The 22,533-nt window shown below is 69.7% G+C and carries 28 protein-coding genes and 1 pseudogene; 15 read left to right on the top strand and 14 right to left on the bottom strand.

Translation table 11 applies throughout. From position 1 onward, the window contains the following. The first annotated feature begins 98 nt into the window (after positions 1–98). Entirely contained in the window at positions 99–875 is a 777-nt protein-coding gene (locus tag ACTOQ2_RS25255; protein ID WP_440102722.1) for an RNA-guided endonuclease TnpB family protein, read from the top strand. A gap of 108 nt (positions 876–983) precedes the next feature. On the opposite strand, the gene ACTOQ2_RS25250 is transcribed toward ACTOQ2_RS25255, so the two are convergent. Genes ACTOQ2_RS25250 through ACTOQ2_RS25230 form a run of 5 tightly spaced genes read right to left on the bottom strand, consistent with a single transcriptional unit; the run spans position 984 to position 4,284 of the window. Then, entirely contained in the window at positions 984–1,454 is a 471-nt protein-coding gene (locus tag ACTOQ2_RS25250) for an SAM-dependent methyltransferase (RefSeq protein WP_440102720.1), read from the bottom strand. Between the two features lie 15 nt (positions 1,455–1,469). Next, positions 1,470–2,267: an ABC transporter permease gene (locus ACTOQ2_RS25245; protein ID WP_440102718.1), complete on the bottom strand. Its 798-nt coding sequence runs from the start codon at positions 2,265–2,267 to the stop codon at positions 1,470–1,472. Further along, a complete protein-coding gene (locus ACTOQ2_RS25240; RefSeq protein ID WP_440102716.1) occupies positions 2,264–3,031 on the bottom strand; it encodes an ABC transporter permease in 768 nt (255 codons plus the stop codon). The genes ACTOQ2_RS25245 and ACTOQ2_RS25240 overlap by 4 nt, the downstream gene beginning before the upstream one ends. Next, positions 3,024–3,938, bottom strand: a complete 915-nt coding sequence (locus tag ACTOQ2_RS25235; RefSeq protein WP_440102714.1) for an ABC transporter ATP-binding protein — start codon at positions 3,936–3,938, stop codon at positions 3,024–3,026. Before ACTOQ2_RS25235 ends, ACTOQ2_RS25240 begins: the two co-directional genes overlap by 8 nt. Positions 3,939–3,993: 55 nt before the next feature. Continuing rightward, positions 3,994–4,284 (bottom strand): antibiotic biosynthesis monooxygenase, encoded by a 291-nt coding sequence (locus ACTOQ2_RS25230; RefSeq protein WP_440102712.1) that lies wholly within the window; start codon positions 4,282–4,284, stop codon positions 3,994–3,996. A 60-nt stretch (positions 4,285–4,344) separates the two neighbouring features. Between ACTOQ2_RS25230 and ACTOQ2_RS25225 the strand changes: the two genes are divergently transcribed. Further along, positions 4,345–4,977 carry a TetR/AcrR family transcriptional regulator gene (locus ACTOQ2_RS25225; RefSeq protein ID WP_440102710.1) on the top strand — a complete coding sequence of 211 codons (633 nt, stop codon included), beginning with the start codon at positions 4,345–4,347 and terminating at the stop codon, positions 4,975–4,977. Between the two features lie 184 nt (positions 4,978–5,161). On the opposite strand, the gene ACTOQ2_RS25220 is transcribed toward ACTOQ2_RS25225, so the two are convergent. Next, positions 5,162–5,731 carry a dihydrofolate reductase family protein gene (locus tag ACTOQ2_RS25220; protein WP_440102708.1) on the bottom strand — a complete coding sequence of 190 codons (570 nt, stop codon included), beginning with the start codon at positions 5,729–5,731 and terminating at the stop codon, positions 5,162–5,164. A 373-nt stretch (positions 5,732–6,104) separates the two neighbouring features. Between ACTOQ2_RS25220 and ACTOQ2_RS25215 the strand changes: the two genes are divergently transcribed. The 5 genes and pseudogenes from ACTOQ2_RS25215 to ACTOQ2_RS25195 all read left to right on the top strand — a co-directional run bounded on the left by ACTOQ2_RS25215 (position 6,105) and on the right by ACTOQ2_RS25195 (position 10,388). Next, the gene (locus ACTOQ2_RS25215) at positions 6,105–6,701 is read left to right on the top strand and encodes a TetR/AcrR family transcriptional regulator (protein ID WP_440102706.1); all 597 of its coding nucleotides are present in this window, start codon (positions 6,105–6,107) and stop codon (positions 6,699–6,701) included. A gap of 285 nt (positions 6,702–6,986) precedes the next feature. Continuing rightward, the gene (rsgA, locus tag ACTOQ2_RS25210; protein WP_440102704.1) at positions 6,987–8,069 is read left to right on the top strand and encodes a ribosome small subunit-dependent GTPase A; all 1,083 of its coding nucleotides are present in this window, start codon (positions 6,987–6,989) and stop codon (positions 8,067–8,069) included. A gap of 534 nt (positions 8,070–8,603) precedes the next feature. Then, a complete protein-coding gene (locus tag ACTOQ2_RS25205; RefSeq protein WP_440102730.1) occupies positions 8,604–9,116 on the top strand; it encodes a GNAT family N-acetyltransferase in 513 nt (170 codons plus the stop codon). 211 nt (positions 9,117–9,327) lie between these two features. Continuing rightward, a pseudogene (locus ACTOQ2_RS25200) lies at positions 9,328–9,465 on the top strand (VOC family protein); the annotation flags it as partial. Positions 9,466–9,848: 383 nt separating this feature from the next. After that, positions 9,849–10,388 carry a DUF1062 domain-containing protein gene (locus tag ACTOQ2_RS25195; protein ID WP_440102703.1) on the top strand — a complete coding sequence of 180 codons (540 nt, stop codon included), beginning with the start codon at positions 9,849–9,851 and terminating at the stop codon, positions 10,386–10,388. On the opposite strand, the gene ACTOQ2_RS25190 is transcribed toward ACTOQ2_RS25195, so the two are convergent. Next, positions 10,385–10,546 (bottom strand): hypothetical protein, encoded by a 162-nt coding sequence (locus ACTOQ2_RS25190; protein ID WP_440102701.1) that lies wholly within the window; start codon positions 10,544–10,546, stop codon positions 10,385–10,387. The two genes, ACTOQ2_RS25195 and ACTOQ2_RS25190, sit on opposite strands and share 4 nt — an antisense overlap. Positions 10,547–10,725: 179 nt before the next feature. Further along, positions 10,726–11,376, bottom strand: a complete 651-nt coding sequence (locus tag ACTOQ2_RS25185) for a DUF6766 family protein (protein ID WP_440102699.1) — start codon at positions 11,374–11,376, stop codon at positions 10,726–10,728. Between ACTOQ2_RS25185 and ACTOQ2_RS25180 the strand changes: the two genes are divergently transcribed. The 3 genes from ACTOQ2_RS25180 to ACTOQ2_RS25170 all read left to right on the top strand — a co-directional run bounded on the left by ACTOQ2_RS25180 (position 11,300) and on the right by ACTOQ2_RS25170 (position 12,968). Next, positions 11,300–11,902 carry an RNA-guided endonuclease TnpB family protein gene (locus ACTOQ2_RS25180; RefSeq protein WP_440102698.1) on the top strand — a complete coding sequence of 201 codons (603 nt, stop codon included), beginning with the start codon at positions 11,300–11,302 and terminating at the stop codon, positions 11,900–11,902. The genes ACTOQ2_RS25185 and ACTOQ2_RS25180 overlap by 77 nt on opposite strands. A gap of 455 nt (positions 11,903–12,357) precedes the next feature. Next, positions 12,358–12,777, top strand: coding sequence for a hypothetical protein (locus tag ACTOQ2_RS25175; RefSeq protein ID WP_440102696.1), 420 nt, complete (start codon positions 12,358–12,360; stop codon positions 12,775–12,777). After that, positions 12,774–12,968 carry a helix-turn-helix transcriptional regulator gene (locus ACTOQ2_RS25170; protein ID WP_440102694.1) on the top strand — a complete coding sequence of 65 codons (195 nt, stop codon included), beginning with the start codon at positions 12,774–12,776 and terminating at the stop codon, positions 12,966–12,968. The genes ACTOQ2_RS25175 and ACTOQ2_RS25170 overlap by 4 nt, the downstream gene beginning before the upstream one ends. A gap of 183 nt (positions 12,969–13,151) precedes the next feature. On the opposite strand, the gene ACTOQ2_RS25165 is transcribed toward ACTOQ2_RS25170, so the two are convergent. Continuing rightward, complete coding sequence (locus ACTOQ2_RS25165) at positions 13,152–13,613, bottom strand: hypothetical protein (RefSeq protein ID WP_440102693.1); 462 nt, start codon at positions 13,611–13,613, stop codon at positions 13,152–13,154. Between the two features lie 509 nt (positions 13,614–14,122). Between ACTOQ2_RS25165 and ACTOQ2_RS25160 the strand changes: the two genes are divergently transcribed. From ACTOQ2_RS25160 to ACTOQ2_RS25150, 3 genes are read left to right on the top strand one after another with little or no spacing between them, the layout of a single operon-like run. Further along, the gene (locus ACTOQ2_RS25160) at positions 14,123–14,374 is read left to right on the top strand and encodes a hypothetical protein (protein WP_440102692.1); all 252 of its coding nucleotides are present in this window, start codon (positions 14,123–14,125) and stop codon (positions 14,372–14,374) included. A gap of 41 nt (positions 14,375–14,415) precedes the next feature. Beyond that, positions 14,416–14,952 (top strand): RNA polymerase sigma factor, encoded by a 537-nt coding sequence (locus tag ACTOQ2_RS25155; protein ID WP_440102690.1) that lies wholly within the window; start codon positions 14,416–14,418, stop codon positions 14,950–14,952. A 14-nt stretch (positions 14,953–14,966) separates the two neighbouring features. Beyond that, positions 14,967–16,133: an HD-GYP domain-containing protein gene (locus tag ACTOQ2_RS25150; RefSeq protein ID WP_440102689.1), complete on the top strand. Its 1,167-nt coding sequence runs from the start codon at positions 14,967–14,969 to the stop codon at positions 16,131–16,133. A gap of 289 nt (positions 16,134–16,422) precedes the next feature. On the opposite strand, the gene ACTOQ2_RS25145 is transcribed toward ACTOQ2_RS25150, so the two are convergent. Further along, complete coding sequence (locus ACTOQ2_RS25145; protein ID WP_440102687.1) at positions 16,423–17,073, bottom strand: cytochrome b/b6 domain-containing protein; 651 nt, start codon at positions 17,071–17,073, stop codon at positions 16,423–16,425. Beyond that, positions 17,030–17,743 carry a molybdopterin-dependent oxidoreductase gene (locus ACTOQ2_RS25140; RefSeq protein ID WP_440102686.1) on the bottom strand — a complete coding sequence of 238 codons (714 nt, stop codon included), beginning with the start codon at positions 17,741–17,743 and terminating at the stop codon, positions 17,030–17,032. Before ACTOQ2_RS25140 ends, ACTOQ2_RS25145 begins: the two co-directional genes overlap by 44 nt. A 283-nt stretch (positions 17,744–18,026) precedes the next feature. On the opposite strand from ACTOQ2_RS25140, the gene ACTOQ2_RS25135 reads away from it, so the two are divergent. After that, entirely contained in the window at positions 18,027–18,455 is a 429-nt protein-coding gene (locus tag ACTOQ2_RS25135; RefSeq protein ID WP_440102685.1) for an organic hydroperoxide resistance protein, read from the top strand. Between the two features lie 253 nt (positions 18,456–18,708). Here ACTOQ2_RS25135 and ACTOQ2_RS25130 read toward each other — a convergent pair whose 3' ends face one another. Continuing rightward, positions 18,709–20,205: a GMC family oxidoreductase gene (locus ACTOQ2_RS25130; RefSeq protein WP_440102683.1), complete on the bottom strand. Its 1,497-nt coding sequence runs from the start codon at positions 20,203–20,205 to the stop codon at positions 18,709–18,711. Positions 20,206–20,281: 76 nt separating this feature from the next. Between ACTOQ2_RS25130 and ACTOQ2_RS25125 the strand changes: the two genes are divergently transcribed. Then, complete coding sequence (locus ACTOQ2_RS25125) at positions 20,282–20,839, top strand: CGNR zinc finger domain-containing protein (protein ID WP_440102681.1); 558 nt, start codon at positions 20,282–20,284, stop codon at positions 20,837–20,839. 57 nt (positions 20,840–20,896) lie between these two features. On the opposite strand, the gene ACTOQ2_RS25120 is transcribed toward ACTOQ2_RS25125, so the two are convergent. Both ACTOQ2_RS25120 and ACTOQ2_RS25115 read right to left on the bottom strand, forming a co-directional pair. After that, positions 20,897–21,790 carry an SDR family NAD(P)-dependent oxidoreductase gene (locus ACTOQ2_RS25120; protein WP_440102679.1) on the bottom strand — a complete coding sequence of 298 codons (894 nt, stop codon included), beginning with the start codon at positions 21,788–21,790 and terminating at the stop codon, positions 20,897–20,899. Between the two features lie 138 nt (positions 21,791–21,928). Beyond that, positions 21,929–22,504 (bottom strand): TetR/AcrR family transcriptional regulator, encoded by a 576-nt coding sequence (locus ACTOQ2_RS25115; RefSeq protein WP_440102678.1) that lies wholly within the window; start codon positions 22,502–22,504, stop codon positions 21,929–21,931. Positions 22,505–22,533 lie beyond the last annotated feature (29 nt).

Here is a 22,533-nt window from a genome sequence, read left to right as displayed (position 1 = left end):
CGTACGGGTGAGTCGACCCGGAAACTGGCCCGGCACGTGGAGCGCGGCACGGGGCGGATCCTGTCGGCCACCGTCCGCGGTGAGGGGGGCGGTGGTTCGTGGCGTTCACCTGCGAGCTCGACCGCGCCGACCGCGCCCCGGCCCGGCCGGGCGCCGTCGTCGTCGGGGTGAATCTCGGGGTCAAGGACCTCGCGGTGTTGTCCACCGGCGAGGTCGTCGCCAATCCCAGGCATCACCGCTCGGCGCTCAAGCGGCTGCGCCGGTTGAACAAGCAGCTCGCCCGCCGCGTCGGCCCCCGCGCCCCGGACGGTAGCAGGCGCGAGCCTTCCTCCCGCTGGGCTAAGACCAAGGCCGCGCTGGGCACGGCACACGCCCGCGTGGCCAACCAGCGGCGCGACGGCATCCACCAGCTCACCACCCGCCTGGCGGCCACTTACGGCACCGTCGTGGTCGAAGACCTCAACGTGGCCGGGATGCTCCGTAACCGTCGCCTGGCCCGCGCCGTCTCCGATGTCGGCCTGGCCGAGGTGCGGCGGCAGCTGTCTTACAAAACCGGGTGGAGCGGCGGGCGGCTCGTGGTCGCCGACCGGTGGTATCCCTCCGGTAAGACCTGTTCGGGTTGCGGCGTGGTGAAAGCCAAGCTCGCCCTGTCCGAACGCACCTACGCCTGCGCCGAGTGCGGCCTTGCCCTGGGGCGGGATCTCAATGCCGCGCTGAATCTGGCCGCGCTCGCGGCCGACGTCGCCCAGAGTTGCGGGGAGACGCGAAACGCCCGTGGAGGAGCGGTAGGACCCGGCACCCGTGCCGGGCGCGCACCGGCGAAACGGGAACCCCGGAAACGGGGAACGCTCCGGCGCAAGCCGGAAGCTGCCTGAGAGCGCGCTCACCACAGCACACTCACAAGCAACGGTGTCATCCACGAGAGGTCATGGCCCGGCGGACCGGGTTGATCACTTGGCGGGGGTGGCAAGCCGCAGGGAACCTCAGTAGTAGAGGCTCATGAGCTCGGTGGCCCAAGCCGGCTGGACGACCGGATGGCGGGGAGCGAACTCGATCAGGTACGGCTTGATGTCCAGGACGGGTGTACCTGACAGCGCGTCCAGGTCGGCGATGTGCAGGTTCAGGCCGTCCACGGCGAGGAGCCGGCAGCGGGAGACGCCGAGACGGTTGGGCCGGTACGGTCCGCGGTGGGCGAAGATCCCCACCGGGGCCGCGTCCGGATTCCCCCGCGGGGGACGGGGATCGGTGCGCACCTCGGCCGGATCGATGCGATCGAAGAGAAAGACGACCTCCAGGTGGGAGAAGTCCTCCAGGCCCTGCACCGCCGAGGTGGTGAAGGACTCGCCGTCCAGCCGGATCACGGCTCGAACGTCGTGCCAGTCGTCTTCGACCATCTCGCCGCGCCCGCCCACCACCTGGCCGACGGGTCGCACGGTCACGGTGTCCGTTGTCATGGTGGTCTCCACCTTCTAGTGGCGGCCGAGGGTGCCGCGGCGTTTGGCGAGGTGTTCGAGTCGATTGAACAGCACCACCCCGGCGGTGGTGAGGAGCAACGGCTGGACCAGCAGCCATCCCAGGCCCCAGCCGGTCGGCAGGGCGGCCAGGGAGTGGCCGCCGAGCAGGATGTCGCGCATGGCCTCGATGCCGGGCGCGACGGGAACCAGCAGCCGGCTGAGGGCGGCGATCGGATCGGGCATGGCGGCCAGGGGGACCAGGGTGCCGCCGGCGATGGCGTAGACGGCCACCGACAGCTGGGTGATGATCTCGATGCGTTTGAACACCAGGGTCAGCCCGCACAGGATCAGAGCCAGCCCGCAGGTGCCCAGCGCGATGGCGGCCAGCGGCACGATCACCTGCGCGTCGAGGGGCAGCCGCCCGCCCTGGAGGGTGATGGCGACGGCGCCGGTGGCCAGGACGGCCAGCGCGGCGGGCAGGGCCGAGATCACGGCGGCCACCTGGCGGCCGAGGATGCTCGCGGCCGAGGGCAGCGGGGTCAGGTAGGTCTGTTCCAGCACCCCGGACTGGATGTCGCCCAGGTAGCTCCAGAACACCCGGTTGACCTGCTCGTGGATGAAGGTCAGCGCCACCATGCCGAGCAGCATCGGCAGCAGCAGGTCGGGGAGCAGCTGCCCGCGTCCCATGAACAGCACGATGAGCAGGTAGAACAGCGGAAACGTGACCATTTCCAGGATGCCTTCACGCCAGCCGACGGCCAGGTTGAGCAGGCCCTTGCCGACTTCGGCGGCGAATCCGCGAGCGAAGCTCATGAGGACTCCCGCAGGGTTCGGCGGTGGTTGCGGACGAACAGCAGGCCGCTGACCGCGACCAGGGCGAAAGTGTGCAGGAGCAGCCAGGGCAGGGTGCCGCCGCTCCAGACCTCGGACAGGCTCCGGCCCCCGAACAGCGTCTGGGTGATCGCCTCGATGCCCAGCGTGGTGGGCAGGACCCTGGCGAGAACGGCCAGCCAGTCCGGATAGAAGACCAGCGGCAGGAACGAGCCGTTGAGCAGCAACACCAGTGAGGTGAACAGCGACTGCAGGGCGCCGATCATCGGGGAGACCAGGGCGAGGGCCGCCAGCAGGAAGGTGAAGGCCAGCACGTTCACCCCCAAAAGTACGGCGGGCAGGAGCGCCGCCCAGCGCGCCGGGATCGTGACCCCGGCCACCAGCATGGGGACGAGCGTGGCGACGGCGGCGACCGCCAGGCCGAACACTGAGGCGGTGACCAGCCGGCCGAGCATCGGCAGCCACGGTGGCGCCGTACTCATCTGGGCCTGAGCGAAGGTGCCGGCGCGTTTCTCCTCGATGAGGTCGGCCACCATCACCAGCGCGGCGTACTGCAGGAACCAGTAGCCGCCGATCGCGACGAGGGTCTGCGGCAGCAGATCCTGGCGCAGCTGCCCCTGGCCCAGCACGAACTGCAGGCCGAGGTACATCATGGTGCTGATCAGCAGCGTGATGACGTGGCCGATCGGGTGGGCCAGCTGCACGCGCAGCCCCTTGCCGATCTCGGCGCCCAGGACGTCAAGCATGGGACGGCTCGTTCACCAGGGCGAGGAACACGTCCTCCAGGTCGGGCTGGACCTGGGTCAGCGACTCCAGGACGGCCCCGTGCGCGCGCAGGCGTTCGACCACGTCGTACACCTCGCCGGGCTCGTTCACCCGCACGTTGATCGTGGTGACGCCCTCGCGGGTGACGGCGTCGAAGCCGGCCGGCGCGGTTCCTTCGACGCGGATCTCGTAGCGGTCGCGTTCGCGGAAGCCGGCCAGCAGCTCGTGCGTGGGCAGGTCGGCCACGAGCCGTCCCCGGCGTATGACGGCCACCCGGTCGCACAGCTCCTGGGCCACGTCCAGCTGGTGCGTGGTGATCAGAACGGTGGTGCCCAGTTCGCGGGCCAGCTCGGCGATCCATTCCTTGACGACGCGGGTGGCCTCGACGTCCAGGCCGAGCGTCGGCTCGTCCAGCAGCACGATCGGCGGGCCGGCGATCAGGGCGACGGCGATCGCGACCTTCTGCTGCATGCCGCGGGAGAAGCCGCCGACCTTGTCGCCGCGCCGTTCCCACAGCCCCAACCCGGTCAGCAGGTCCCTGGCACGGTCGGCGACCTGGGCCTTGCGTAGGCCTTTGAGCCGGCCGAAGTACATCAGGTTCTGCCAGGCCGACAGGCTCCAGTAGACGTTGCGCGAACCCTCCAGCACGGCTCCGAACTGCGCCATCGCGGCCGAACGCTGCCGGGTCACGTCGAAGCCGCCCAGCCGGACCCGGCCGGAGGTGGGGGTCAGCAATCCGGCGAGCATCTTGATGGTGGTGGTCTTGCCCGCGCCGTTGGGTCCCAGGAAGCCGAACACCGATCCGGCGGGAACGCGCAGCGACACCTCGTCGACGGCCCGCGCCTGGGCCGTGCCGTACACCTTGGTCAGCGCTTCGATATCGATCATGTCATCTCCTCGGTGGGGGAACCCCGGCCCCGGGTCGCGGGGCCGGGGCGGGCGGTCAGAGCTCGTCGAGGATCTCGATGTCCTCCGCCGTGACCTCGCGGGCCACCTCGAACGCCGCGACGGCCGCCGCGGTGCCGGGCGCCGCCTGGCGGGCCGCCCGCAGGCTGGCGGCGCTGTCCCAGCGCCAGACGCCGACCCACGTCTCGTCGTCGAGCCGGCCGAGGCGTGCCTCGGTGAGGCCGGGCTGGGCGGCCCTGATCGCGGTGACCAGGGCGGCGTGCCTGGCCCGGACCTGGTCGGTGTCGGCGGGATCGGCCTGGAAGCGCGTGACGCTGACGATCGACATGGCTAGACCTCTTCTCTAGAGTTGACTTCTAGTAACTGTATCTAGAGATAGACTCTAGCCATGAGTGATGTCAAACCGGCGAGCAAGCGGGCGCGGAGAGCGCAGGAGACGCGACAGCGCATCCTGGCGGCGGCACTGGAGTTGTTCGTGCGGGACGGATACGGCGCGACGAATCTTCAGGACGTCGCCGACCGGGCCGGGGTCGCGGTGCAGACGATCTACTTCGTCTTCGGCAACAAACGCGCCCTGCTGAAGGAGCTGGTCGACGTCACAATCGCGGGCGACGAGGAGCCCGTGGCCACGATGGACCGGCGGTGGTACACCGACGCGCTGGCCGCGGACACCGCCCACGACATGGTCCGCGCCTACGTCGCCGGCACGACCTCCATCCTGGAACGAGCCGCGCCCATCGGCAAAGTCCTGGAAGGAGCGGTCGCGAGCGACCCCGAGGTCGCCGCCCTGTGGCCGCACGAGGTCGATCCGCGCTACGTCGTCCATCGAGAGGCCGCCGAAGCACTGGTCGCCAAACCGGGCGCACGGGAACGACTGCCGGCGGAGGAAGCGGCCGATCTGCTGTTCGGCCTGCTCAGCCCCGAGCTGTACCTGCTGTTCACCCGCGAGCGGGGCTGGTCACGTGAGCGCTGGGAGCAGTGGGCCGGCCAGACCCTTCGCGCCCAGCTTTGTTCGGGCTAGGTCTGCCGGCGGGCAGCGTCGGGTTGTGGAGCGGGAGCCACTGCGCGCCGTGCTCACGGAAGGCGCGCAGGCTCGTGGCGAGCGGCTCGGCCGCGACCGCGATGCGGTCGGCGGCCGAGGCGTCCGCGTGCGGGCGGTCCAGGACGATGGGGTGATCGCCGGTGGACTGCCCCCGCCACAGCGGTCACTTCTTGTCGTAGGTGAGGATGACCGTGCCGTTCTCGAGGGTGCGGGTGCCCGTGAGCTCGAAGTGGGTGGGGGAGAAGTCGGTGGTGAACAGGGGGATCCCGGCTCCGGCGACCACCGGGTAGAGCTTGATGACGAGCTTGTCGATCTCCGGGAGCAGGGTGCCCGCCAGCCGGGCGCCGCCCGTCAGGTAGACGTCCTTGCCGTCCTCTGCCTTCAGCCGGCGGATCCTGCCGACCACGTCGGTGGAGATGATCTCAACCGCGGGGTCCGGGGTCTCTTTCATGCTTTCCGAGACCACGTACTGGCGCAGGTGGGCGTACGGGCTGGTGACCCCGATCTCCAGGGCGGGCTCGTAGGTGACGCGCCCCTGCACTCCGGCGTCGAAGTTCCGGTTGGGGCCGTGCACGCCGAGCTGCTCGCGCAGGTGCGTCGGCAGGGTGTCGGGATAGTCCTCGACGATGAAGTCGATGACGTCCTGCGTCACCGGGAAGAAGTCGGCGCTCCCGTCGGGGGCGGCGATGCGGCCGTCGATGGTCATGCCGATGTAGTAAACGAGCTTTCGCATATCTGGTCCTGTTCGCGGTCTTTATTTGGTTTCAAGCGGGATGGCGTAAAGCGGCGGCGTCCTGGAGCCGGCCGCGCCGGGCTACCGGTTGCCGCCGGGCCTGGGCAGGGGCCTGGGCCGCGGCACCGAGCGCGGTTGGGGATTCGGCTGCCGGCGACCCGGCTTGGCCTGGGGGAAGGGGCGTGAGGCCGGGCCGGCGGTCCATGACGGAGCGGCGGCGGACGGCGCGGTGAAGCCGGTCAGGGCGTTGAGCTGAACTCGCATCTCTGCGTTCCTCCCAGTTGGTGCTTTCGGCGTAGTACTCTGCCTGTAGTGGTTGAACCGTAGTACTATGATTGAAGTGGTGTCAACATCGATTCCAGGAGAGATCGCAATGCGGCAGAACCCGGCACGACGGGCGGCACTCCTCGACGCGGCCATCGAGGTCCTGGCCCGCGAGGGCGCGCGCGGGCTGACCTTCCGCGCCGTCGACGTCGAGGCGCGGGTGCCCAACGGCACGGCTTCCAACTACTTCGACAACCGCGACGATCTGCTCACCCAGGTCGGCCACCGCTTCTACGAGCGGCTGGAGCCCGACCCGGGGGTGATGGCCGCCGTCCTGGAGGGTCCGCGTGACCGCGACCGGGTCACCGAGCTCATGCACGACCTGGTGGACCGCGTCAGCCACTTCCGCTCCGGATACCTGGCACTGCTGGAGCTACGACTGGAGGCCACCCGCCGCCCGGAACTGCGCCGCCTGCTCACCGAACGCATCCGTGCCGACGTCGAGGCCAACATCAGCCACCACACCCAGGCCGGCCTGCCCGGCGACGCGACCACCGTGGTCCTGCTCTACCTGGCGCTGAACTGGCTGATCCTGGAACGGCTCACGCTGCCCGACATCTTTCCCGAGGACCAGATCCACACCCTGGTCACCGACGTGGTCGAACGCATCCTGCCCGGCCCCCGACGCGCGACGGGGTCCCGGTAGCAATAACCAGAACACGAGGTTCCTTACCCTCCAGCACAGGAACCCGTGACAGGGCGTTCTGCTGGGAGTGCTAGGCTGCTGATCGTTGGCTGTTGGATTTCCGGATGAGAGGGAGGTGAGGTTTGATGACCGCGGTGAAGACCGCTGCCGTGTGCAGCGCCCGGACATTCCTCACGTCCCGGGCCCCGGTCTGACCCACTTCTTACCCTCGCCGTGAGCCGTCCGGCTTACGAGGCAGGGTAGTGTCTGCGTCTCGTCGGGGCCCCTTCCCCAAGGTGTCTCACGTTGCCAAATCTCTTCACGGATCCATTTGACGTCGGCCTGACCCGGTACGGATGGACGGAAACACTCGACAACGCCTTCGCCGAACACCGCGAGGCCGGCCTGGTACCGGCCCGGATCGCACGGGTGGATCGTGGCCTGTGTGACGCGGTCACCGAGTCCGGCCCGGTGCGGGCCGCCCTCACGGCGCTGTACTCTCCCGACCCGCTCCTGGCGCCCTGCACCGGCGACTGGGCCGCGCTGCGGCCGGGCGCCGAGCCGCACCTGGTGGCGCTGCTGCCGCGGCACAGCGCGATCGTGCGCTCGTCGGCGTCCAGGTCCTCCCACGGACAGGTGCTCGCCGCCAACGTCGACACGGTCGTCATCGCCCTGTCCCTGGCCACGCCCCTGGACGCGGCCAAACTGGAGCGGCTGCTCGCCCTGGCCTGGGAGAGCGGGGCACAGCCGGTGATCGTCTTGACCAAGGCGGACCTAGCCCACGATCCCGAGGCCGTCCACGCCGAGGCCGAAGCGCTGGCACCCGGCGTGGACATCCTGGTCACCAGCGTCGCCACCGGTCACAACATCGACGTGCTGCCCGCGATGATGCACGGCACCACCGTGCTGCTCGGCCCCTCGGGCGCGGGCAAGTCCACCCTCGGCAACACGCTGCTCGGCGAGGAACTGCTGGCCACCGGCACGGTACGCGAGCAGGACGGCAAGGGCCGCCACACCACCGTCCGCCGCGAGCTGGTTCCCCTGCCCGGCGGCGGGGTCCTCATCGATACGCCCGGCCTGCGCGGGATCAGTCTCCATGACGCCACCGACGGCCTGGAACAGGTCTTCGCCGAGATCGAAAGCCTCGCCCGGGACTGCCGCTTCGGCGACTGCTCCCACAACACCGAACCGGGTTGCGCGGTTCAGGCCGCCATCCGGGCGGGCGAGCTGACCGAGCGCCGTCTGGGCAGCTACCGCAAGCTACAACGCGAGAACGCGTGGGCGGCCTCGCGCACCGATGCCCGGCTACGCGGCGAACGTACCAACCGGCAGAAGGCCATCACCAGCCATCTGCGCGCCACCTACAAGTTCAGGGACCAGCAGTCATGACCGACCGCATCCCATCAACGCCGCAGACCCACCCGCCGGCCGAGTGCACTCCCGGGCCGGACCATTGCCCGCAAGCAACAGCCACCGCCGCGAGCGACGCCTTTCACGACACGATCACCGACTCCGTCGTGACACACGATCACCGACTCCGTCGTGACGGCGTTCTTCGCCCTGCACCACGGCCTGCCCCGCCAGGGTCCCGGCTCCGACGCGACCACCCGCCGCCTGCTCGCCCTGGCCGGACCGCTTCCGCCGCGTCCGCGTGTGCTGCACATCGGCTGCGGGCCGGGCCGCTCCAGCTTGGTGTCGGCCGAGGAGGCCGCCGCCGAGGTCACCGCGGTCGACCTGCACCAGCCCTACACGCCGCTGTCGGAACGAACCCACGCGGCTGACCCGACCGTGGCCGGGATGCGCGAAGCGGTCGCGGCCACGCTGCAAGAGATCACCATGCGCCACGAGCACGGCACTGACTACCAGTACACCGGCTACGTCCTGCGCCCCCAGGCAAGCAAAGAAACGGACGCGAACACTCCCATGACCACTTCCTGGACCACCCGCCCCGAGACCGCCGCCGACCTTACCCAGATCCGCGAGGTCAACCTCGCGGCCTTCCCCACCTCTCACGAGGCCGACCTGGTCGAGGCGCTGCGCGCCGATCCGCAGGCGTGGATCCCCGGCCTGTCCTGGGTCACCGAGGCGCCCGACGGCTCCATCGCAGGGTTCGCGCTGCTCACCCGCTGCCACGTCGACGGCTCTCCGGCCCTCACTCTGGGCCCGTGCGCCGTGCGGCCCGAGCACCAGCGGCGCGGCGCCGGTGCCGCCGCCGTCCACGCCGCCCTCGACGCCGCCCGTGAGCAAGGCGAGAACCTCGTGCTCGTGCTCGGCCACGCCGAGTACTACCCCCGCTTCGGCTTCGTCCCGGCCTCCAGCCACTTCATCCGGCCGCCCTTCGACGTCGAGGACAAGTACATGATGGCGCTCGTCTTCGACCCCTCCCGGCCTGTGCCAACCGGCACCATCCGCTACCCGGCGGCGTTCGGAGTCTGACCCAGGCCCTCCGGGACGAGACCACGGCCATCCAGAGGTTCGGCGCTCTCGGCAACTCCTGGCCTACAGCTGCTCTGTCCTTGTGACGCACCTACCCGGCTGGCCTCCGAGGCGGGCGGCCTGCCAACGATGGAAACCCGATCGCTGGCAGGCCGCCCGCCACTCGGCCTCGAGGGCGCGCACCGACCGCGAGCAGCGTGTTCTACTAACAGCGGTCGGCCGGTTCTGGGCGGAGGCGCTCGGCTGGAGTGTCTCCAGCGAGGAACCCGGCGTGACCAACGTCGAGCCTGAGGGCTTCGTCTATCCCGACCCCGTCGCCGTCTGCGTCGACGTCCTTTCCGTCCCGGAGGGCAACGAGTTCTGCGTCCTCACCCCGCGCTGACGCCGATCCTTGCCGACCCTCACCCTGGACACCGGCGACGGCCGGTGCGAGGAAGAGGAAGGAGAAGGGGCTTCCCCATCGCGGCAGGGACCACTCGCCGGAAAACCGTTTGAGCCTTCCGCCCGCGTTGCCGTAAGTTGCCTGCGACCGCGTCGCAGTGAGGACAGAGGAAAAACCGCGTGACCCCGCCTGCTCTTTAGACCTGACACCTTCTTTCGCTCACCTTCAAGCCGGCCCTTTTGCCGGCTCTACCGGGCTGCCCGTGCGCGCCCGGTCATACAGCGTTTGAGGCCGCGCGCAATCGGCCTCGTGTCAGGTCTAGAGAGATCATGTCTTCACAACCTCATATCGTGCTGCCCTGGGTCGTTCGCCGGACCAGGCTGCCTCTGCTGTCGTTGCGGTGCGTGGACTGCCGATCGGAGTCGGCCACCACCGGCGAGGGCAGGTTCCGCGTCAACGCCAACGGCAACCTGCTGGACGTGTGGCTGCTGGTCCGCTGCGTGTCCTGCGATCGGACGAGCAAGCTCACCGTGCACGAGCGAGCACCGGTCAGATCCTTCGATCCGGCCGAGCTCGACGGCTATCACGCCAACGATCCGGAGCTGGTGGCGTCCAGGCTGCTGGATCCGCTGCTCGCCCGGCGCAACCGCTTCACCCTGGACTGGAAGGGGGCCTGGCGGCTGGACACCCCGCCGGTATGGCTCGACGAGGCGTGGCCGGTCCAGATGGAGGTCGTCTTCGAGGATCCGGTCCCGGTGCGCCCGGACTGGCTCATCGCACGCGGGCTCGGCTTCAGCAGGAACGAGGTGCGGCGCCGGATCAAGTGCGACACTTCGTTGCGCCGTCCGACGAGCACCGGGTTCACCTTCACCGTGATGGCCGGGGACTAGCGGGGGCGCAGCCGCGGCGCGCGTTCCTCGAGCGTCCGTGCGCGACACGCCTCGTCCGGCGGCGGCTCCGGCGGCAGGGAGTCGCCCAGGGCGGCCACGGTGTGCGCGGAGCGGGCCGGCGTGGCCCGCTCCGCCGCGGCCTTCATCACCGGTTCCACGACGGCACCGCAGGCGGCCGCTCATGCACGTGATATCGGACCATGTATCACGTGCATGAGCGGTAGCCGATCATGGCGGAGCAGGCGATCCGGCCCCGAAGCCGGTGCGCGGCTGAGCGGAGCAAGGACGTCACGCGGTGCCCGCGAGGCGCGGTGGAAAGGGCACGATGTGTGGCGGGTCAGCCTTCCACGCCGGTCTCCTCGTGCGGGGTACCGACGGGTTTGGACTCCGGGGAGCCACGCTGGCGCAGATAGACCGAGAACACGACCATCGACAGGACGGCCAGGAACTCCGACTGCCAGTTCTGCAGGGTCCGGTTCCAGAAGTCGGCCGACAAGACGTACTCCCCCCAGCCGAGGGGGTCCTGCAGCTGAGCGAGCTGCCGGGCGTTGTAGGCGGCCGTGCCCGCCACCGACTGCGCCAGCCACGACAACACGAAGATCAACCCCATGAGCAGGCCGAGGGAGCGGCCATACAGGGCCTGGCGCAATCCGCCCGCCCCGGCCCAGGCCGGGCTGTCCGCGTCCGCGTGCCGGCCGGTCTTCTGCTCGGCGTCGCTTTCCTCTCCCTGCCTGCCCGGCTTCTTCGACTCGGGCGAGCCACGCTGCACCAGCCAGACCGTGGCCAGGATGAACAGCAGGAACTGCAAGTACTCCGACTGCCAGTTCTCCGCCAGGTCGACGGCGAAGTCGGAGGAGGTGACGTACGCCGGCCACGGCAGTGCCGTCCCGTCCTCGGCGAGCCGGTCGGCGTTGGCGGCGGCGTTACCGGCGAAGGACTGGCCGACCAGGGCCAGGCGACAGGCCTCGGCCCGCTGGGCCAAGGCCAAGGCCGCGCTGGGCACGGCACACGCGCGGGTGGCCAACCAGCGGCGCGACGGCATCCACCAGCTCACCACCCGTCTGGCGGCCACCTGGGGCACGGTCGTGGTCGAAGACCTCAACGTGGCCGGGATGGTCCGTAACCGTCGCCTGGCCCGCGCCATCGCCGATGTCGGCCTGGCCGAGGTGCGGCGGCAGCTGTCTTACAAAACCGGGTGGAGCGGCGGACGGCTCGTGGTCGCCGACCGGTGGTATCCCTCCAGTAAGACCTGTTCGGGTTGCGGCACGGTGAAAGCCAAGCTCGCCCTGTCCGAACGCACCTACGCCTGCGCCGAGTGCGGCCTTGCCCTGGGGCGGGATCTCAATGCCGCGCTGAATCTGGCCGCGCTCGCGGCCGACGTCGCCCAGAGTTGCGGGGAGACGCGAAACGCCCGTGGAGGAGCGGTAGGACCCGGCACCCGTGCCGGGCGCGCACCGGCGAAACGGGAACCCCGGAAACGGGGAACGCTCCGGCGCAAGCCGGAAGCTGCCTGAGAGCGCGCTCACCACAGCACACTCACAAGCAACGGAAAAGGGATACGTGCGCTGACTCGCGCCCCTCGTTCTGGTCCGTTGCCGAACCATCACCGGTCGCGCCGCCGAACGCGCCTGCAGCGCGGCGCAGGCCGCACGCGGTTACTCCTGCTGAGGTGGCTCGCCGATCGGCCTCAGGGGCGGATCGCGCCGCGGCCCGCGAACGCTTCCTGACGCCCCGTTCTCGCCACGTTCACCGCTGATGATCGAAGCAAGCCGGCGTTCTCCTCCCGAACGTCTCCCCAGATGTCCGAGCACATCGTGGTGTCAAGCGATGGCTGCCAGGCGGACCCGACGGCGGCCCCACGCCGCCAGGACCGGAGCCGGCCCGGCAGATGTCAAGTGTACTTGACATCGCTGCGGGTGCCTTCTATCGTGTCAAGTGTACTTGACTTCCAGTCTCAGGGAGGCAGCTCGTGCAAGCACACGACGAGACCGAGGCCTATCAGGAATCGATCAAGACAGCCGTTCGACTCGCGCTCTGGACACTCGCCTGGGTGGCGACCCTTGCCTTGGCCAGATTCGGTCCCGGCCTCTTGTGGGATTCGCAGCAACCGGTGGCGAACTGGGCCGCGGTTGCCGCCAATCTTGTCGTCGGCATCGGATGGATCGTCGCCTTCGCGCGCTTTCTCCGAGGACAAGATGAGTTGCAGCGGAAGATCGTTCAGGATGCGCTGGCGGTCACCCTCGGAGTGGGGTGGGTCGGCGGATTCGCCTACGTCGTCGCGGACGCCGCCGACCTCATCGCCTACGACGTCGATGTCGCACTCTTCCCCGTGCTCCTGGGAGTCGTCTACGTGATCACCTTCGTCGTCGGCAAGATCAGATATCGATGAAGAACCGCATCAAGGACCTCCGGAGCGAACGCGCCTGGACGCAGGCCGACCTGGCTCAGCGTGTCGGCGTGTCAAGACAGACGATCAACGCGATCGAAACAGATAAGTTCGACCCGAGCCTTCCGGTCGCCTTCCGTCTCGCCAAGCTGTTCAACCTGAAGATCGAAGAGCTCTTTCTCGACGATCAATGAAGAGCCTCAGGTGCAGCCGCTGCGCGAATCCCGGCGGCGTCGCAGTAGCCACCCAGCGGTGGTGGGCGGCGTCGTAGGACAAGTTCCGTTCTGCCGGACACGGCGGTCGACCCGACCTCCGCCAAGCCGTCGGCGAACCGGTCGCGCCCAGGAGAGCCTGGCCCTGGGCGCGACCGACCCTCGTCAGTCGACGTACCAGGCGCCGCACTTGCTCACACCGTCCATGCGGGCACAGGCGCGGGCCGCCCAGATGTGGTTGAGAACGGACTGCGTCCGCGATCCGCTGAACGGGCCGCACTGCTTCCAGCCCTGCGACTCGGCGTCGGCGTTGCTGACAGGCCCCTTGAAGTCGTTGAACGCGCGGAAGCTGCGGTCGACCCACACCTGGTCGCCCGACTTGCGTCCAGACTTGATCTCCGCTCGGCTGTAGAGGTCCAGCGCGCTCTCGTTCTGCAACTCGACCACCCGGCCGGCGTAGTTGAAGGACGCTCCGTATCCCACTCGCTGGAACACCCCGATGACGGCAGTGCCGTCACACTCGTCGGGCGTGGCCTGTGCCGGTGCCGATGCAAGCACAACGGTGGTCGCGCTGACCATGACCGTGACCAGCGACAGGACGACACCGCGCATCTTCATGTGCTTCATGACAGGTTCTCCCTTTGCGAGCTTCGCCGCCCCGAGCGGAGCATCAGCGTGTGTGGACGGGCAGGGTTCGACATCGCTCATCCAAGATCAGAGGTCGGGAGCTCGGCAATCTATAAGGTTCAAGGGAGCCGCAGCCGGTCATCACCAGGGCGTCCGGCGGCACCGGGCCGGCGCGGGCGCTTGGCGCTCCCGTCAACGTCACGAGCAACGCCGTGGTCCCCAGCGCAGTGACCCCCGCCCGCGATCCCCGCCACAGCAGGGATCAACGACCCAGGCAAACGGGAGAAATAGGTACAGAACAACTGAAACAACCATGTCTCACCAAGCTTGACAGGTTCCGCTTTGCCATTGGTTTCGGCCCATCATCGGCAGTGAAGACTGATCAGCCGTTAACGATGCAGTACCTGCCCCACTCTTTGGGTGATGGACCGGTTGCCTCGAAGCCCCAACCTCTATCGACTTTCCCGCCTTTAAGGAAACGTCAGGTGAAAAAAGGCCGAGGAAGGGAGGTGACCGGTGTGCTGGTCGTTGTGATCGATCCCGAGATGGTGGCTGCTCTGGTCACGTTCGTGGTCATGGGCGGGGAGGTGCTGCGGGAAGTCCGGCGGAGACGCGAGCGAAAAGCCGCTGCCGAACACGCCCAACAAGAAATGATCATGGAGGTCGTGCGTCTGGCCCGTGCCGGTGATGCGCGATCAGCGTGCTCGACCTGGCACCACCAGGACGGCATGACATCGGCGACCGCGGACACGCCCTCGTGAGCGCGCCGATACCGAAACCCGCCCGCCCATCCGCCAGACCCGTGGCGCTACAGGCGTGTCCGGTCGACGAAGGCCTGTCGGCGTTCTTCCTGCAACAGCGCCGGTCGCTGCGCCGCTATCTCCTCGCTCAGGGCTGCGCCGACAGCGACTGCGACGACATCGTCCAGGACGCCTTCCTGATCGTGCGCAGACGCTGGGCGACCATCTCCTACTACGACGACCCCAAGGCCTACCTGTACAAGGTGGCGATCCGGCTGTGGCACCGACATGCCGCCCGCAACCACCGAGGCGGGTACCGCGACGACCACGAGGACTACCTCGCGGCGCTGGCCGATCCCGTCGATGCCGTTGCCGGAGTGGAGTTGACCGGCATGCTGATCGACTGGTTTCGGCGGCTGCCCGATCGACAGCGCGACGTGGCCGGCTTACGCCTCATCGCCGATCTGTCGGAAGTGCAGGCCGCCGAGATCCTGGGCGTCAGCGTAGGCACCGTCAAGTCACAGCTCAACGCGGCCAGAAAGACGCTCAGGCGACTCAAAGACCGTGACGAGCACACCGGTTGCGACCAGCCGGAGTAGAGGGGAGATCTCCTATGAGCATTGACGAGCTGGTCCGGCACATGGCTACAGGTGGCACCGGCGAAGACGACCGCGACGACGAGGCGGCCCGGGTCCGGTTCACCGTCGCCGCTCGGCACGCCGACACCGATCCGGGAGCGGCGACGCGGATCGACCGGCTGGCCGAGACCGTCGACGCGGAGCTGTCCGCCTATGACCAGGGCTTGGCCGCGCTGGATCACGGGGACGCCGGAGCTGCCCAGACCTTCTTGCTGCGGGCGATCCCCACAGGTGCCGAGAACACCGCCGCCCTCGTGGCCCGCCTACTGGCCAGGCGGCTCGATGATTCCATCGAGCCGGATCTTCACCAGGCCGTGGCCGACCTCCGAGCCGAGCGCCTCATCGTCAACGCCGCCTACCGGCGGCAGGCCACCGCTGCCGCGCGGCTGTGGAACCGCTCGTCGCCGTCTCACGAGGCCACGGGCAACGCCGAAGCCGGCGTCGAGGACCTGGCCGAGGTGTTGCTGGCCGCGATGGAGGTCAAGGACCCTCATACTCTTCACCACAGTCAACGCATCGGTGAGGTTGCGGCACTGATCGGCCGGCAGGCCGGCCTGTCCGACGATCACCTGGCGGCCGCTCGCCTGGGCGGGCTCCTTCACGACATCGGCAAACTCGCCGTCCCCATCACCGTGCTGCGCAAGGCCGGGCCACTGACCGAACAGGAGTTTCAGCTTATCCAGGCACACGTCACCCACGGCGTGAGCATCGTCGGCCAGGTACCGCAGCTGCTGCGCGACGTCCGTGAGACAAGCGCGGCCAGGACTCTCCTCGGCCACGCCCTCGATGGGATCTTGTACCACCACGAGCGCTTCGACGGCCGCGGCTATCTCCACGGACTGGCGGGCCACGACATTCCCGAGATCGCCCGCCTCATCGCCGTGGCCGACGCCTTCGATGCGATGACGACCGCTCGCTGCTACCGCCCTGCGCTGCCCATCGAGAAGGTGGTGGCCGAGCTGAACCGCCATGCCGGCAAGATCTTCGACCCCGCCATGGTCGAGGCTTTCCTGGTCGTCCTGGACGAGAAGGGGGAGCAGATCAACCATCTCGTTCATCTGGATCGGGCTGATCCCGTCGAACACGGAGAGCAGGGGCCGAGCACGCCCGCCGACATCCTGCAGATCATCGAGCGCCGATGAGAGAACGCCCAACGCCTCATTCGCCACCATTTCGAGATGACGTCCCTGCCCGAGAACGAATCAGGGACGCCATCGAATGTTCCTCACTTCATGGCCATGCGATCGGGAAGCGGCACCGTTCGCGGACGGGCTGGGCACCGGTCGGTGATCGAGGAGCCCGGAGATCGAAGCGATCCGGGTTCGGTGGAGCCTCTGGTCTGCCCCGGGTCCTGTGGAGGCGCCGGTCCTGGCCCCACCGTTCTGGCGATCTTCGGGTTCCGGCCCGTGACCCGCCGCGGTGGGTCCGTGGTCACCGGTCCCTCTCCACCCACCTGGAGTGCTGTCTCCTCGCCCAGGCCGGTTCCACGTACCCGGTGCGCATCCCCCGCCGTGCTTGCGGATCCCGGTACGCCATCCGGATGTGCCCGAGCACCACGAGGGCGATGGCCAGGGCCGTCACGTCGTGCACGAAGATGACGCTCGTCCGGGAGATCACCGGCAGGAGTCCGCCGAACCACATCAGCAGGCCGGTGAACATCATGATCGGTACGGTTCCGGCCATCCACCCCGCGTAGATCTTCTGCCCGGCGTTGAACTTGCCGGCGGGCCGCCGGTCAGGCGAGGTCCAGCCCTTGCGGACCGCGTGCAGCCACTCCTTGTCGTACCGCGCCAGCCGGTTCAGCCTGTGAAGGTCGGCGCGGAACGCCGAGGAGGCGAGGCCGAGCAGGAACGGCGCCGGCAGCAGGATCCCCGACCACTCGTGGATGACGACCACCAGGTGGCGGCGGCCGACCAGCTGGGCCAGCGGCGAGAAGTACAGGCAGGCCGCCGCCCCCGCGCACAGCAGCATGAGCCCGGCCGTGGCACGGTGGACCAGTCGCTCGGCGCGGGTGAACCGCAGTATGCGCCCGGAGCGCTCAGGCGGAGCGGTCGGCTCCGTCGAGCCAACCGTCGACGTCATAGCCGTACTCCTCCCAGTAGCCAGGAATGACCTTGTCGGTCACGGAGATGCCGGAGAGCCATTTGGCTGATTTGTAGAAGTACATCGGCGCCGCGTACAGCCGGACGGGCCCGCCTTGAGGGTGCGAGAGCGGCTTGTCCTGCATCTTCAGGGCCACCAGCATGTCGGAACGGCGCGCCTGCGCGAGCGTGAGGCTTTCGCTGTACACGCCGTCGAAGCAGGTGAAGCGGACTGCCTTGGCCTCCGGTCGCACGCCGGCCGCGTCGAGGAGGTGCGAGAGCAGCACCCCTTCGAAGGGCGTGTTCGGGACCCGCCAGCCGTCGGTGCACTCCACGTCACCGACGACCCGGGTCTGCGGCAACGCGCGCAGGGCGTCCAATGTGTACGTCGCGGGGCGGTCGACGAGGCCGTCGATCGTCAGCCGGTAGTTCGTCCGGTCCTTTGTCGGTACCGAGCCCGCGACGCTGAAGTAGCGGAAGCCGCTCGGATTGGGCAGGAGCCCGGTCAGCCCGCTGGGGTCGTTCTGGGAGACGGCTCCCAGGGCCTTCTCCCAGCCGCCCTGCAGGTAGGGCGCGGCCACAAGGCCGGCGGCGCCGGCGGCGAGCATCGAGAACATCACCCGCCGCGCGATGGGAGGGCCGCTTTCTGCTTCGTCTCGTGAATCGGTCACCCCGCCATTCGAGCAGCCGCGACGGTGATGAGCCAACGGCGACGGGGAGCCGTAAGACTTCCGTCAGGCTTGCTCGGATGCCGGCGTTCTTGCGGGCGGGACGGTGTCAGCGGCCCGATCATCTCCCGTGGCGGGCCACCGCCGTGCGGCACGCCAGCCCTCCCCGCGCGTTACCGGTTTGACAGGTGACGGGCGGTGCTGCCAGCATCGTCACCAGCCGAACAGGTGACGCCAGTGGGCGTGCCCGCTCGGACGACCGATCACCCCAGGAAGGAAGAACACCATGGCTGCCAGCTACACCGCGGTCGTCACCGTGACGGGAGAGGGCCGCAACGGGGGCCGCGTCACGGCCGACGACGGCCTGCTCGACACCACCCTCGCCATCCCCAAGGAGCTGGGCGGGGCCGGGGGAGCCACCAACCCCGAGCAGCTGTTCGCCGCCGGCTGGGCCGCCTGCTTCCTCGGCGCGGTCAGGAGGGCGGCGGCCCAGCGCAAGGTGAGGCTGACCAGCACGAGCGTCACGGCCGAGGTGACCCTGAACCACAGCCAGGACGACGAGTTCGGCCTCGGCGCCGTCCTCACCCTCGAACTCGGCGGCGTGGACGCCAGGACCGCCGACGAGCTCGGCGCGGCCGCCCACCAGCTCTGTCCCTATTCCAAGGCCACCCGGGGCAACATCCCGGTCACCATCCGGGCGACCGCCGCCGCCTGACGTCCCGCCGCGTCGGCGGCGCCGGGCGCTCCGCAGCGAAGGAGTAGCGAAGGAGTACCGTGTCGCACATTCTGAATCTCGCAAGGGCCCTGTCGGTGGTCCTGCTCGCGTTGGCCGTCGCCATCGCCTGCTTCGCCCAGGTGTTCTGAACCCGGCGGCGCGAACGGGGAACGCGAGGGCCGCCGAGCCGGATCGGCCGCGGCCCTCGCGTCCCGCCTCACGGCGTTCGGCGTCCTTGGGGCCGCCCGCCGCGTCAGGCAGGCGCGATGAGTTCCGCGGCCCGCTCCGCGATGCCGTACACGGTCGCGTTGGTGTTCCCCGACACGATCGACGGCATCACCGACGCGTCGGCCACGCGCAGGCCCTCGATGCCGTGTACCCGCAGTTCCTCGTCCACCACCGCGCCCTCGTCCCGGCCGATCGCGCAGGTGCCGGCCGGGTGGAAGTACGAGGCCAGGCCCGCGCGCAGGTAGGCCCGCAGGGCCCTGGTGTCCCGCACGTCCGCGCCGGGCAGCACCTCGCCGCCGCGCCAGCCGTCCAGCGCCCGCGCCCGGCCGATCTCCCTGGCGGCCTCCAGGCCCGCGACCATCGTGGTCAGGTCGCGCGCGTCGGAGTAGTAGCGGGGGTCGATGACGGGCGGGGACGCGGGGGAGGCGGACGCCAGGCGTACGGTGCCGCGGCTGTGCGGGCGCATCAGGGACACGCGGATGGTGTAGCCCCGCTGCGGGCCGCCGAGCGCGGGGGAGTGGCTCGGGACGTCCACGAAGATGATCTGCAGGTCGGGACCGGTCCGCGCGTCCGGACCGCGCAACAGGCCGAGCGCCTCCCCGTGGTTGTTCCTGGGCGTGGGGATGGGGCGGGCGGGCGCGTACACCAGACCGGCCATGACGTGGTCCTGCAGGTTCGACCCGACCCCCGGCAGGTCGTGCACGACCTCGACGCCCGCCTCCCGAAGGTGCCGGTGCGGCCCGACGCCGGACAGCATCAGCAGGTGCGGTGTCCCGATGGCGCCGGCCGCGAGCACCACCTCCCTGGTGGCCCGTACGGTGACCTGCTCGCCGCCGACGGTGCAGACCACGCCCACGCACCGGCCGCGTCCGATCAGGACGCGGCGGACCGGGGCGTCCGTCATGACGCGCAGGCTGCCGCGCCCGGAGGCCGGAGCCAGGTACGCGTCGGCGGCGCTCTGCCGCCTGCCGTCGACGATGTTCAGATCCGGCCATCCGAAGCCCTCCTCCACGCCCGAGGAGATGTCGGCGGCCCTGCGGTGCCCGGCCTCCACGGCCGCCTCCACGCAGGCTTCGAGCACGGGGTTCGGCTCCGCGGCGGGGGCGACGGTCAGCGGGCCGCGCCGGCCTCGCCACCTGGTGCCGCGCCCCGGCGCCCGTTCGCTCCGCTTGAGGTAGGGGAGGAGGTCGTCGAAGCTCCATCCCTTCGCCGCCCAGGCGTCATAGCCGGAGCGGTGCCCTCGGGTGAAGACCATGGCGTTGATGGCCGACGAGCCCCCGAGCCCGCGGCCCCTGGCCAGCGGGATCGACGTCCCGGTCGACGCCTGGTCGGTGGTGCGCTCCCCCCAGTTGCGCGACGTCCCGAGCAGGCGCGGCCACGCGGGCGGGTCGGAGACGAACTCGGACGGGCCGGTGCCGCCCGCCTCCAGCAGCACCACGCGCGCGCCGGCGTCCTCGGACAGCCGGGCCGCCAGCACGCTGCCCGCGGTGCCCGCCCCCACGACTACGTAGTCGTACTCCACCACGCCCCCTGATTCGTCACCGGTTCAAATGGTGACGACCATTGCACGACTGGAAGTCACCTGTCAAACTGGTGATGTGAATCATGTCTTTCTGTGCGGCAACCCCGCGCTCGACTTCGCCTGCACGGTCCGCGCGCGCCGCACCGCGCACGTGGAGACGCTCGACGCTCCCGACCGGCTCGACGCCTGGTACGTGGAGTCCGGCGTCGTCGACGTCGTCTCCTCCTGCACGGAAGCGGATCTGGTCCGGGCGGTGGCGCTGCGGGAGGCCGTCTACGGGCTGGTCACCTCCCGGCTGGCCGGTGACGGATACGACGACCGGGCGCTCGCCCTGGTGAACGAGACGGCTCGCACGCCCCCGGCGACGCCCCAGCTCACGGCCGAGGGGCGGTGGGTCGAGGCGACCCCGGCGCAGGCGCTGTCCACCGTGGCCCGGCACGCCATCGAGCTGCTCAGCGGGCCGGAGATGCCACTGATGAAGGAGTGCGCCAACCCCGAGTGCACCAAGATTTTCATCGATCGGTCGCGCGGCGGGCGCCGGGAGTGGTGCGGCATGGAGTCCTGCGGCAACAAGATCAAGGCGGCGGCCTACCGGGCGCGCAAGAAGGAGGTGCGGGCGGCAGGCGCGCGCTGACCGCGACCGACCCCCTGGGTGGCGCTCCGCGACCGCCGCACCGGACGGCGGTTCGCCTCAGGTGATCGTGATGGCAGTCGGGGCGAGCGGGGCCAGCTGCCGGCTGAGCCTCAGGACGGCCTTGGCCGTTCGCGGGTCGGTGGCGGGGGCGAAGGGGCGGACGGGACGGGCCCTGGGCCCGATGACCAGGCCGGTCCGCCCGTCGAGCGAGGCGTCGGCCGCGGCGAGGATCGACGACCGTGCCGCCACCGCCGCGGAGCCGGACGTGGCGTATTCGAAGGTTCGCCGGAGCAGCGGCCAGAGCAGTCGCAGTCCCGGCGAGACGATTCTGGACGACAGCATGGTGCCGTTGGTCATGTCGGTGGCCGCCCCGCCCGGATCGGCCGCGAAGACCGAGACGCCCGTGCCTCGCAGCCGCTCCGCGAGATCCAGCGTGTAGGCGAGGTTGGCGAGCTTCGCCCGGCCGTACCAGTGGAAGCCGTAGTAGCCGCCCGGCGGCTCGACGGCGTCGAAGGAGCGTTTGGCGACCCGGATCGAACCTGAGGTGACGCTCACGATCCGGCCTGGTCCTGCGGCCTGGAGCGGTTCCAGCAGCAGTTCGGTCAGCAGGTACGGGGAAAGGTGGTTCACGGCGAACGACGCCTCGATCCCGTCCGCCGTCTGCTGCCGGTCCGCGAACATCGCCCCGACGTTGTTGACCAGGACGTTCAACGGTCCTTCCCCGGCGAGGCGGGTCGCGAGCGCTCGTACGGCATCGAGCGACGCGAGGTCCGCGGCGATGAACCTCGCCCCCGGGCCGGTCGTGACCGCGTCGATTCGTTCGACCGCGCGGGCGCCCCGCACGGCGTTGCGACCCACCACGGTCACCGCGTGACCGATCGCCGCCAGCCCCATCGCGGTCTCCAGGCCGATTCCCCCGGTCCCCGCCGTCACCACAGCCCGTTTGTCCATGTTCTCGCCCTTCGCCGGCCATCCATTAACGGATAGCTATCCGCTTTCTGGCTCGTACCGTAGCATAAACGGATGGGTATCCGATTAGAAGGGCGGAATGCGGCAGCGAACCTACGAGCCGGAAACATCAGACCGTCGTCAACGCGGAGGGCGCAGACCCTCGAGGAGAACGTCGAGGTAGAGCTCCGCGTGCCTGGCGTCGTCACCGGAGCGGACCGCGTGCTCGACGCCGCAGAGCAGGCGGCGGATGTCGTCCGCCTCGATGCCATGGCGAACGGCCCCCGCGAGGCGAGCGCGGTCGAGCAGTTCGGCGACGGCGCGGTCGAGCTCGGCCTTCATCGCCGAGGTCCGTGCGTCGGCGTCGCTGGCGGATCCGAGCACCGCCGCGAACCCGGCGTCGTCCAGCGCGCGTCCGAGAGCGAAGCGCAGGAGGCGGTGCAGGCCCGCGAGCGGATCCTCGTCGGCCGCCGCGGCCTGCGCCTCACGGACCAGCTGCTGAAAGCTCTCCGCCAGCAGTGCTTCCAGCAACGCGTGCCTGTTGGGGAAATGCCGGTACACGGTCCCGACGCCCACTCCCGCGAGCCGGGCGATGGTGTTCAGCATGAGCGAGTCGTCACCCGCGGCCAGCTGCTCCCTGGCGACCTGCAACACCCGTGCGCGGTTGCGCGCGGCGTCCGCGCGCAACGCCGTCCCCCGCTCGACATTGGGTGTCACGGGCCCAGCCTAGGCCAAACTCGCCGAGC

Origin of the sequence: Streptosporangium sp. H16, assembly GCF_051918855.1 — a bacterium.
Classification (GTDB): Bacteria; Actinomycetota; Actinomycetes; order Streptosporangiales; family Streptosporangiaceae; genus Streptosporangium.
This window is presented reverse-complemented; position numbering and strand designations above follow the sequence as displayed.